Raw genomic sequence first — 11,764 nt, forward strand, 5'->3', positions numbered from 1 at the left:
AACAGGTCGAGCAGCAGAAAAATATGCATGGCTGTTCACCCCCTTAACTTGTCACAACTCTCGGTCGCACATTTAATTTGGATCTTGCCTTCTGCGTTCAACGAAAGGTACCTATGCAGAATGCTAGTCATCTGCATAGGAGGTGCGACAAGTCTTATGAAACCATCCTCATTATTCCTCAGTTTATTGGCGGGGCTCTTAGTCAACGTTATGGGGACTCATAGTCCCAGAGCATTGAGTGCGCCCGTCCCCTTCGAAACGAAGTCAGCGCGTTCGGAACAGTTCATGTATTCCGGCTACAGCCCCCAGTTTATGGCTTCAACCAGCAGCGACTCCCTCACCCTCGCGGCACAGCTCTATGAAGGCAATAGCCTGGCCAGCTCAAAAATCATCCATTTTACCCTTAGCGGAAACAGCTATTCGAAAGCCTGGGAAAAGCAACTGCCTCTTCAACGTCTCGTCGGTATGACGAGTGATGGATCAAACTTCTATATCGCCTCCGCGGTCAATGAGGAAAAGGGCGACGACAAGAATCCCAACATGTTTCGTCCCAATGTTCTGGTGATGACGAAGCTGGATAACAAGGGCAACGTGATCTGGGAAAAGGATTTGAATACTCCGGGCTATCTGGGAGACGCCACGTCCAAGGCAATTTACTCGCCTTTGGGGGCAGGCACGGGCGCTTTAGCCTATGGAGCGGGTAAAGTCATCGTGGCTTTGACGGGAAACACCGAGGTCGATGCCAATGGGTTTCGACATCAGCGGGCTCAGTTCTTTGTCGTCGGCGCCAATGGTGAGGGCTATAAAGCCCAATCGGAAACCAGTTGGCGTCACTCGTTCGATCAACGCCTGGTCTTTGATGGTCAGGATTTCGTATTCACGGATTTGGGCGATGCCGGTTGGTATATGCCCGGAGCCGGCATTGCCGTGCGGAAAATCAGACCAAACGCCAATGGCGCTGAATTCATAGGCGCCGAGGAAAACCTGCAAGGAACCTATATCTATGTCCGGCAGTCCGAAACAGCGAATAATCAAAATTTCTCATTCACATCGTTAGGGGACCTTTTGCCTGGAGCACAAGGATATCTCTCGCTCTTTACGAGCGAGACGAGCAATCCCTCGGCAACACGGAACGGCTTTGAACAACCCGTTAACGAACCACGCAATCTCGGATTTGTCCATGTGACCCGCAATTTTGAAAGCGTTCGTGAAGGCAGCTGGGACGGCAGCACCACATATGGCAACACCATCATCCAAAACAGTGTTCCGCAAAAAATCAACATCACCCGCAACGTTGTCGACAGCAATGGTCCCACCCAGACCTTCTCACGTCCGGGTGATCCTGGACGCACGTTCACCCAGACAGGAATTATCTGGCTCACCCATCTTCCCGCCGGTGTGAGCGCCGAACGGCCGAAGCTGGTGGCTTTGGCCAACGGCCGCTACGTGGCTCTTTGGGAAGAGTGGAATTACAGCGGACTCGCGCTGAGTCACGCGGCGACAAAAGGCATGATCATCAATGAGCAGGGACAAATCCTGACCGGCCCTGTCAACCTCAACGCACGCTTGAATCCCAGTGGAGCCGATCGTCCCTTCATCCTGGACGGCAAGGCCACCTGGATCACAGGCGATGCGTCCACTGGCGAATTCCAAGTCCATACGGTGGACACGAACCTTGTCCTGTCCACAATCTCGCTTGACTCCAGCGGTCTGCCTCAGCCCACAACCTTTACTGACCATTTGAATGCGGGCGACACCCTCAAACCTGGTGACAGATTGCAATCGAGCAATGGGCTTTATTATGTGTCTTATCAGACTGACGGCAACCTCGCGTTGTATACGGCAGCCGGAAAATTCCTGTGGAATACGGGAACCAGCGGCCCGGCCGGTTACGCGAGCATGCAGGCTGATGGCAACTTTGCCATTTATACCGCGGATGGTCGCTTTCAGTGGAATACTGGAACCACAACTGCTGGCAGTCGCCTTATCCTGCGGGACAATGGCAATCTGCTTGTCCTTACCCCGGATGGTCAGGAGGTCTGGGCCAGCAATACAAGTATCTACACCAACCATCTGAGTGCTGGGGACACACTCAAACCAGGCGAAAGACTGCAATCCAGCAATGGCCGCTATTATTTGTCCTATCAGACTGATGGCAATCTTGCCCTTTACACGGCCGATGGCAAATTTTTGTGGAATACAGGAACGAGCGGTCCAGCTGGCTTTGCCACCATGCAAACAGATGGAAATTTTGCGATCTATGGACCTAATGGAGGCTTTAAGTGGAACACCGGCACCACCTCGGCGGGAAGCCGGCTCGTTCTGCAGGACGACGGGAATCTGGTGGTTTACACGCCTGCCGGGGCTGCTGCCTGGTCGAGCGGAACCCTCCGATGATTCAGCTCGCGCAAGCGCCGCATGACATCCGCAATCAACCTTTCTGCGACCTTCGCATCCGTGAAAGGAATGGGATAGCTGAAAGTCAGGCGTAAAATATCCTGAAAGGATAGTGCGGCAATGACCAGAAGTGAGCGAGGCAGAAGGTGACTGCTCGGCAGTCCGAATATCTCTTCTATCGTGACATCACCATGCTGGGGCTTGAGTTTGATGCGTCCCATATTCGTGACCATAGCAGTCGATTGCGCCTGTTTCACCATCAGCTGCCTTAGCTCATCGACGTCCGTATATTTCTTAAGGACCATCCGCAGCAAGGCAAGGCCGAACTGCGGCTTGCCCATCTCAATCTGCTGCTTCACAGAACGGGAATAGACGCGCGCAAGCTCCCAGAAATCGCTATCCGCGCTGACGTCTGCCAGGACATCAAGGTTGGTGGCATAAAAACCGAAGTCACGACTTACGTCCTCGCGGAGTTCCGCACGAAGACTGACGGATGAGGATATTCCAAGAGCAAGCGGCCCTTGGGCTTTCGCTTCAGCATGGATCGCAAGGGAAAGCGCCGCACAGATCGCGCCATAGACGGTGGTATTGTGCTTACTGGCGCCTTGACGTATGGCTTCCGATTCAAGCTGGGTAAAACTGAGTGTTTTGAAGACAGTGGCCCCCGTGCCGTTTCCTGAAGGTTCCGTTCCTGCAGGAAGCCAGTAGACCTTTTTGCGAGCTGTGCGGACCAGGTCATTGACGTTCTGAACGATATATTTCAGCTGTCTGAACATGCCGCTTTCCTGCTTGAACAGACTCTCCATGGATTCACGAATCGGCTGACGGGCGGACGGTTTCGCACCGCTATAGACGGACAGCACCTCTTCTATCAGGAGTACAGCCGAAAGGCCGTCGCCTATCAGGTGGTTGAAGCTCAGAATCAGTTCGGCATAATCAGGCCCTGAAAGAATTGCGGCATCCCACAAGCTGTCAGCATTCATAGGAATGCGCCGACTCAGTTCCTCGTCCATGAGTCGATGCCAGTGATTGCCATCCTCCCTTCTTATGACACGCACTTTATGTCGGGATATATGGCCCGTTTCCAGGATAAACTGACCGTTGTCTTGAAGCACCTTCGCGCCAAGAATGGGAAAGACATGAGCCGCGGTGTTCACAGCATCTTTCAATTGGTCGGCATCGACCTGACCACGCAAGCGGCAATAGAAAACGAAGGTATTTGACGCCCGCTCACACATTTTCGCCCAAAAAATTTCCCCTGTGGAAAACGGACGCTGATTAAGCTGAACATTTGAAGTTTGCATAGGACCTCCCGCCTATGATTATGTCGGCAAGGAGGTCATGCAGCGAGAAGTAAAGACCGGGTTCGTGGTTAATTTTTTCTTCCAGGATCGCGAGGCCGCAGGCCCCGCTCATGCCCAATCAAAGGGTCTTCAGATACTCAATCAGCTCCTTCAGTTTCTCGGGTTGCCTCGCGAAATCAATCCCGCCATTGAACACTTTGATATCCGCGTGGCCCTGGTTCGAGTACCCAAGGATCGAGGTATCAAACGCTTTCCCATCCTGATCCCAAACAAAACCCATCCTGACCTGATCATACTTCAGGCTGCCGGTTTTAAAGACTGCCGGTCGGGTTGCGGGAACCAAAAGCTGCGCGATAGTCGGAACCGAACCATTGTGCAGATAGGGAGCGCGAGCCCAGAGGCCGGTTAATGGCAGAGCGAGATAACCGGGATTGCTTTGTCGTGGAACGATGATGTCTTCGTCGGACGCCTCGCAGTCAGGATTGGCCAGATCACTGCACGAGGCTTTCAGGTTTTTGACCAAAAGGAGCCGTGCGTCCGCGGTCAAGCCGTTGGCGCGACCGGGTTCGGTGCCGACTTCGTTGATTCCCATGAAATACTCGGATTCATGACAGCGGGCACAGGCTTTTTGATAGATGCCGCGGCCCGCGACCGCTTTTTTCAGATCGACGGAGAACGGATAGACGGGAGCCGGCAGCTCGGATACGAAAGGTGTCGTCAGCACTGCGTTCTGATAGTTCACAATCCGCGGATCCCCCGCCACACCCAGCTCGGCACCGAGGTTACGGATCAGGTTATTGCGAATGTTGCCATCCCACTGGGCCGACACGCGATCTTTCTGGCGCCAGACACTCATGATGTCCGCAACGGAGGGATTGGTGCCGAAGTATTTCACCACAGTTCCGGTCGGATCGGCCTGGAATTCGGTCAAGGGAAGAAAGGCCAGGGTCGCAAAGCCGAAGGCTTCCACATGACCCGGACTGTTTTTCAAAAGGGTGAGGTCCCCATGATAGCTATATGCACCCAGTGTTTGCTGCACAAAGGCGCTGCGCTGCAAAAGGCTATTTTTAAAGCCTTCCACCATCTGCTGACCCACGGTCGGACTGCCGACCGGCCCGCTCATGAAGATGGCCTTATCCATCCTCTCATCCGCAATACGATCGGGTCCATAAAGCGCCCCATCAGGTTTTGCCAGAAGCGCATCACGAAATTTTTCATAAAGATAATTCGGATGCGTGACCGACCCTGTGAGAAGAGTGCGGTAACCGTTGATATCAAAACTCGTGGACGGAGCCCCAACCAGAATGCGCGGCCGGCCATCAGGTCCGATCACGCGCCCTGTGTGACAGGCCGCACAGGTGAACTGAACCGTCGAGGGGGTCGGCGAGGTCGACGGCGCCTTGGTCAGACTCATGCCGTAGTAAAAGGGATCATTTGGACTATTTTTAAAGAGACCTGTGAACGAAGCCACGGATGCATCCGACCAAAGCTCTGGAAGAACGTCCGGCAGGAGCCTCAAAATTACCGCCGGAGTTCCATTGAAACCAACAGGCGCCTTCGTGAAGGAATCCAGGGCCGCCTGGTTGGTAGCGAGATAGCTATCCAAATATCTTTGACGTTCGGACTGAATAAGCGTCCAGGCTTTACTGCTCAATTCATCCACATTTTTTCCCGCGAGGGCTGCGGACGAATCATCCTCGTTTTGGGTACGGTGACGCAGATCCAGGGCGGTTCCACACGATTGCCCCATGATCGCCAATGTCGCAATGAGAGCGAGTTTTTTCATACTCTTGCAGTCCTTTCTCAAGACCTATCCGTTTTCGATGTGCAGCATTTACAAAGAACGTATCGGTGGAAATGAAAAAGCAGCGTGGGAAATTCTTTTAAGGAAGGAATATCGGGGACTTGGAAGGACTAATCAGCAGACGAGCGTATACAGAAAAATCATCAGAATGGGTGAGTATCGGGTACAAAGGCGGGCCCGAAGCCCGCCCTCATCGTCACCTGGATTTCAAAACCCGGAAGCTCCGAGGTGCCAGACTCAGGGTTTTGTCTGTCACCGCTCCACCCTGCATCAGGTCCTCGTAAGTCCCTTGAGGAATGGCCACGTTCTTCCAGCTGTCGGATTTATTGATAGCCACAGTCACCTTGTCCAGGCTCTCGCAACCACCCATCGAATAAACCCAGGCATCACGATCCACATAATGCATCTTCCGCTGGCCGCGGCCGAGCACCTTATACTCCGCACGGATCTTGGCCAGCTTCCTGACCTTGTCACGCAGCGCGAGCTGGTGCACGTTCAGCTGGCGATCGTCCCAGGGCATCATGCGGCGGTTGTCGGGATCTCCCCCACCCGCCAGACCGATTTCATCACCGTAGTAGATCAAAGGAATGCCAGGGTTCGTGAGCATGGTCGCAAAGGCAACGCCCAGCCGCTCGTAGGGCGCCGCGTCCTGAGGCTGTTGGAATTGTCCGCTGTTCCAGCCGTTTTCAGGAATGCTGCCGAGCACGCAGTCACTGATCTGCCGACTGGCAAAGTGAATCGCGCGGGGAATGTCATGGTTGCCGATCCAGGTCACCATCAGGGATTTGTTATAGAGCCCACGATCATAGTAACGATCATTGGTCGATAGCCAGTAATCGAGATAGCCGATGTCCCCATCCGGACGGAAGAGGGCTTCACAGGCCGTTTTCTTGAAGGGGAAATCAAACTGCCCATCGAGCATGCTCTGCGAATCGACGAACTTCTTCAGATTGTCCTTGCTGAAGTAATCAAAGACTTCGCCCACGAGATAGAAACGGTCCCCTGCAGGATCGGGAATGGCCTGCTTCAGCTCCTGACGCAGTTCGGTCAGCCATTCGGTAGGAATGTGCTTCACCGCATCCAGGCGCAGACCGTCCACCTGGTATTCCTTGGCCCACCAGACCGCGTCGTTGATCGACCAGCGGCGGACTTCAGGCTTATAGAAATCAAAGCCGGGCAGATAGTCCGTGAATGAACAGCGGGTGGTCCAGTACGGATCATCCCAAAGGTTTTCCGGGCCACAGACCCGAATGCGACCATTCTGGGTGGCAAACCAGCCTTTATTCGCCTGATAAAGACCCGAGTTGGTGTCGACGTGCTTCATCACATAATCGAAAAGGACCTTGACCCCATGACCGTTGGCGCTTTCCGCACCATGCGCCGTCGCAATCAGTTCCTTCAGCTCGGTCTCGCTGCCAAAGCGGGATTCCACTTTTGGCCGGGGATTCGGGGCATCGGGGTTGCTGTAGTCGATATTTGCAGGGGATGGCCAGTAACCGTGATAACCCGAATATTTATTGGGATCACGATCAGGGGTCACGGAATTGCCGGCATCATCCCGCGCATCGTAGGGCGCGGACAGCCAGAGTGCGGTCACACCGAGGTCGGTGAGGTAATCCATTTTTTTGGTGACGCCTTTGAAATCGCCGCCCACATACTGAGCCGAGGCTCCGTTATTGGGATTGCCACCGCTGGCGCCAGGCACGGGAAAACCCTTGCCATCGCTGTCATAGAAACGATCGACCAGGGCAAAATACATGACCGTGTCCCGCCAGTCGAAAGCTTCGGGATTGCCGCACTGCGGCAGAGGCTGCGTGATCGCCAGTTCCGTTCCGCATTGGTAGGTGCTGTTCACACCACCAAAGCCATCGGCTTCACTGACGAGCGCATTGGGATCGGCGATCCAGTTGCGACCGTCGACCACGAACTTATAAAGGGTTTTGCCTTCGGGCAGAGTGACTTTCGCGGTCCAGATGTCACCGGATTTGGCGAAGGGTATCGCACCGAGATTGGGATTGTTGGCCCAGTCCGTGAACGAACCTGTCATCCACACCGATTGCGCGGACGCATTCTTGTAGGTGAAGGTCCACTGACACGTCTTCCCGAAAGCCGCTCCGGACATGCCGAGTGTTGCAAGGCCAACAGTTGTGACCCATCCTAAAACAAAGTTCATCAATTCCCCCCTGAAGCTTACTCCCGGATCCATCCTAAGTTTCCACGGAGTACACTTCGTTGCGTTGCACTGAAGTTAGGCGGGTTATAACAAATGAGAATATGCTCGTGAACTCACAAGCATGTGCATAACCGCAAGCCCCTACCTCAACGAAGGTTCTGTATGCCATATCTACATGCATCTGTATGTCGTCCTTCAGGAACCCGCATAATCTCAATGCATGATGAATTCTGAAGCGTTGAGCACTCTCGGGATAAAAGCCAGTGTCGACGGGGGTTTCACACCCTCTATTAAGTTTTTCTAAACACTCGGAAAAGGGGTCGTTTGCGGGAGGGGGCGGAATCCTACGCTAAGGCTTTGGCCAGCGATATTCTCCGGTGAGATTGATGTGTTCCCATCCGAGCGGCGAAACATGGGCCAAGAGATCGGGCGATAGCAGCTTTCCATCGCGTTTCTGGTTTGCAACGACCTCGCCGAGCTTCATGGTGTTCCAGAAGATGATGATGGCGGCGAGCAGATTCATGCCGGCGATGCGGTAATGCTGGCCTTCGGCGGAACGGTCGCGGATTTCACCGCGGCGGTGGAAGCTGATTGCCCGCTTCAGCGCATGATGAGCTTCGCCTTTGTTGAGCCCGATCTGGGCACGCCGTTGGAGTTCGGCATCCAGAATCCAGTCGATCATGAACAGGGTGCGCTCGACGCGACCGACTTCCCGCAGGGCTGTCGCGAGCTCGTTCTGCCGCGGATAGGAGGCGAGTTTCCGCAGAATCTGGCTTGGCGCGACGGTCCCGGCAGCAATGGTGGCGGCGATGCGCAGGATGTCGGGCCAATTGCGCTCGATCATGGCTTGGTTGACCTTTCCGCCGATCAACGCTCGCAGGTGCGCCGGGGCGGCCGACGGATTGAACGCGTAGAGCCGTTTGGATGGCAGGTCGCGGATGCGCGGAGCGAACCGGTAGCCGAGAATGGCACATGCGGCAAAGACGTGATCGGTGAAGCCGCCCGTGTCGGTGAACTGCTCGCGGATATGGCGTCCAGCATCGTTCATCAGCAGGCCATCGAGGATGTAAGGCGCTTCGCTTGCCGTTGCAGGAATCACCTGGGTTGCGAACGGCGCATATTGGTCGGAGACGTGGCTATAGGCTTTCAGGCCCGGGGTATTGCCATATTTCGCGTTGACCAGGTTCATGGCCTCACCTTGCTCTGTAGCGACGAAGAACTGTCCGTCGCTCGAAGCCGACGTGCCCATGCCCCAGAACCGGGCCATGGGTAACGCTGCCTGTGCCTCGACCACCATGGCCAGCGCCCGGTCATAGGCTTCGCCCTCGACATGCCACCGTCCAATGCGGATCAATTCCCAGAAGGTGTGGGTGTTTGTCGCATCCGCCATTTTGCGCAAGCCGAGGTTGATCCCTTCCGCCAAGATAACGTTCATTAGCCCGATCCGGTCAGCGCAGGGTGCTCCTGTGCGCAGATGGGTGAACGCTTCGGTGAAGCCGGTCGCCGCATCCACCTCCAGCAGGAGATCGGTGATGCGCGTGGGCGGGATCTGCTTGTAGAGATCGAGCACCAGATCTTCGGCGCCTGTCGGCGCGGCGGCTTCGAGTTTCTCGATATGCAGAACGCCGTTTTCAATCGACCCGCCCGGGATCGTGCCTGCGCGAGCGGCACGGCCAAGCTCGCGCAACCGCATGTCGAGGCGAGCTTGCCGGTCTGCCAGCCATTCCTCCGGCCGCAATGGCACAGCGAGACGACCGCCTTCCGCGATGGATTGTGCCGGAACGAGTGCGTGTTTCAGATCGCCATAGCGCCGGGACCTAGTAAGCCAGACATCTCCGGAGCGGAACGCATCGCGCAGATGGAACAGCACCGCGATCTCCCATAGGCGAGCGTCGCCAGCCCTCTGGGCCCGAAGGTGGCGATGCCATTTCGAGCTGGGCCGCAAGAAGCTGGTCATCGCGGCATCGTTCAAACCGGTACGAAGGGCCGTCACCGCTTCCAGAAGCGGCAGTGCAACGGGCGCAGCTCGCAGATCGAGCAGGCGCAACATGCGTGGAGCGTATCGGCGGAAGCGGTGATAACCGTCGAGCACATGATTGAGCGGATCGTCGGCCATGGTGGCGGTCAGCCTGGTTGCCATTGCAACAAGGGTTTTTAAGCCGTCCCACCCTGACCCACTCGCGATGACATCGCCCAGCGGCTGGCCATCATCCTGTGCATCGACCAGGGCGCCCCCGATCTCGGCGAAGGATTTCAGGGTGTCACGCACCACCCCCGCTTCGTCTGCGACCTTTGCATGGCAAATACGCTCCGAAGCACGGTAGAGACGGCCGACGATCCGGTCGTGGGTTTCGACCACTGCGTCGGCCAACATCGCCTGCCATTCCGAGACGCAAACAGCCAAGATCGCAAGCCGCCTGTCCTCCGGGAGATCGCGCATGCCGTCGGCATAATACCGTTCACCCTGCCTGCGCAGACGAGTCACCCGATGGGCAGGAACGCCGGCAAGCAGATCCTCGGGGAGATCGATGCGTTGCAGATATTCGAGCCGGTCGAGCAGCCGGTTGGCCGACGAAGAGTTCGAGCCAGGCTCGAACTGGCGCAGCCACACAAAACGGGTCACCCGATCATCAGCCGTCTCCTCGAGCAATGCCAGCAACTGTTCTCGGATCGACATAGGCAGCCGACTGGCGATCCTCGTCTCGATGCGTCGCTCGGCATCGACGAGAGCCGCGGCACAAAGCCGCTCGATCGTGGATGTCGCGGGAAGGACAGTGCGGGTGCGTCGGCACTCGGCTACGAAGCGACGGGCGATATCCTCGTTCGACACCGCCATCTCGGCTTCTCGGAACAACCATTCCTTCAGCTCGCTCGCACCACGTCCGGAGAAGGTGCGGAAGCCGTAGAGCCCCCGTAACTCGGCAAGATGCTCGTGCCGTGTTTCCTCGCGGGCAGCATAGTCTACGAGATCGTCGGCACCCAGGCCAAGCTGCGCTCCGATAAATTCGATGACCTCTGCAGGGATCAGTTCGCCTGGAGCCAGCACCCGGCCGGGATAGCGCAGGACACACAATTGCAGGGCGAAGCCGAACCTGTTGTGAGCGCGCCGACGCAGCCTGATATGCCCAAGGTCTTCATCACTCAGCGTATAGTGCTTGAGCAAATCCGTCTGTGAAGTCGGCAAGCGCAACAGCGCGTCTTTCTGCCGATCGGTTAGAGTGACGCGACGCGGCATACATGTTCCTTTTTCAAAATCTGATAGCGTTCAAGACGCTTTGTTTATGAAGCTGGTTGAGATACATTTCCAGAGGTCAATGCAATCGTGGCCGAAGCGCCGCCTCAAACCAACGTTTGTGATACATGCTGATCGGATATGCCCGCGTCTCCAAAGCCGATGGCTCGCAGTCTCTCGACCTGCAGCACGACGCCTTGCGCGCCGCAGGTGTCGAACGGGACAATATCGGCTCTGTTGCAAAGATTGGCGGCAGTCAGAGGTAGGCTGTCGCTCTGCGCCGATCAGGCGGCTGCTGCGAAATGGTGGTTGAGCATGCCCATGGCCTCCGTCAGCGCCGAGGGCCCAATGCCAAAAGCTCTCTCCACAAGGCGCACCTCGCCCCTGATGCCGGGCTGCAGGCACCAGGGGCGAGCCTGTCCTTTGCGCAGGGCTCGCATGACTTCGAATCCCTTGATCGTGGCATAGGCCGTGGGGATCGATTTGAAACCGCGCACCGGCTTGATCAGTATCTTGAGCTTTCCGTGATCGGCCTCGATCACGTTATTGAGATACTTCACCTGCCGGTGGGCCGTCTCCCGGTCCAGCTTTCCTTCGCGCTTCAATTCGGTGATCGCTGCACCATAGCTCGGCGCTTTGTCGGTATTGAGCGTGGCAGGCTTTTCCCAGTGCTTCAGGCCTCGCAGGGCCTTGCCCAGGAACCGCTTCGCTGCCTTGGCGCTGCGGGTCGGCGACAGGTAGAAATCGATCGTGTCGCCCCGCTTGTCGACTGCCCGGTACAGGTAGGTCCACTTGCCCCGCACCTTGACGTAGGTTTCATCCAGGCGCCAGCTCGGATCAAAGCCACGCCGCCA

6 protein-coding genes and 1 pseudogene are annotated in these 11,764 nt (G+C 56.3%); 2 read left to right on the forward strand and 5 right to left on the reverse strand.

The genetic code is table 11. The features are described 5' to 3' along the window. The first annotated feature begins 285 nt into the window (after positions 1-285). On the forward strand, positions 286-2,397 hold the full coding sequence (locus VFO10_RS20810) for a hypothetical protein (RefSeq protein WP_325143808.1): 2,112 nt from the start codon (positions 286-288) through the stop codon (positions 2,395-2,397). On the opposite strand, the gene VFO10_RS20815 is transcribed toward VFO10_RS20810, so the two are convergent. The 4 genes from VFO10_RS20815 to VFO10_RS20830 form a co-directional block, all read right to left on the reverse strand. Then, entirely contained in the window at positions 2,349-3,701 is a 1,353-nt protein-coding gene (locus VFO10_RS20815; protein WP_325143810.1) for a condensation domain-containing protein, read from the reverse strand. The genes VFO10_RS20810 and VFO10_RS20815 overlap by 49 nt on opposite strands. A 118-nt stretch (positions 3,702-3,819) precedes the next feature. Further along, positions 3,820-5,487, reverse strand: a complete 1,668-nt coding sequence (locus VFO10_RS20820; protein ID WP_325143811.1) for a hypothetical protein — start codon at positions 5,485-5,487, stop codon at positions 3,820-3,822. 214 nt (positions 5,488-5,701) lie between these two features. Next, positions 5,702-7,678, reverse strand: a complete 1,977-nt coding sequence (locus tag VFO10_RS20825; protein ID WP_325143813.1) for an alpha-amylase family glycosyl hydrolase — start codon at positions 7,676-7,678, stop codon at positions 5,702-5,704. A 349-nt stretch (positions 7,679-8,027) separates the two neighbouring features. Next, positions 8,028-10,913 carry a Tn3 family transposase gene (locus VFO10_RS20830; RefSeq protein ID WP_001138082.1) on the reverse strand — a complete coding sequence of 962 codons (2,886 nt, stop codon included), beginning with the start codon at positions 10,911-10,913 and terminating at the stop codon, positions 8,028-8,030. Between the two features lie 125 nt (positions 10,914-11,038). Here VFO10_RS20830 and VFO10_RS20835 point away from each other — a divergent pair. Further along, positions 11,039-11,164: pseudogene (locus VFO10_RS20835) on the forward strand (recombinase family protein); the annotation flags it as partial. A 30-nt stretch (positions 11,165-11,194) separates the two neighbouring features. Here VFO10_RS20835 and VFO10_RS20840 read toward each other — a convergent pair. Continuing rightward, on the reverse strand, positions 11,195-11,764 hold a 570-nt coding region (locus tag VFO10_RS20840; protein ID WP_206160299.1), incomplete at its 5' end, for an IS6-like element IS6100 family transposase.

The sequence above is a fragment of the Oligoflexus sp. genome (assembly GCF_035712445.1).
Lineage (GTDB): Bacteria > Bdellovibrionota_B > Oligoflexia > Oligoflexales > Oligoflexaceae > Oligoflexus.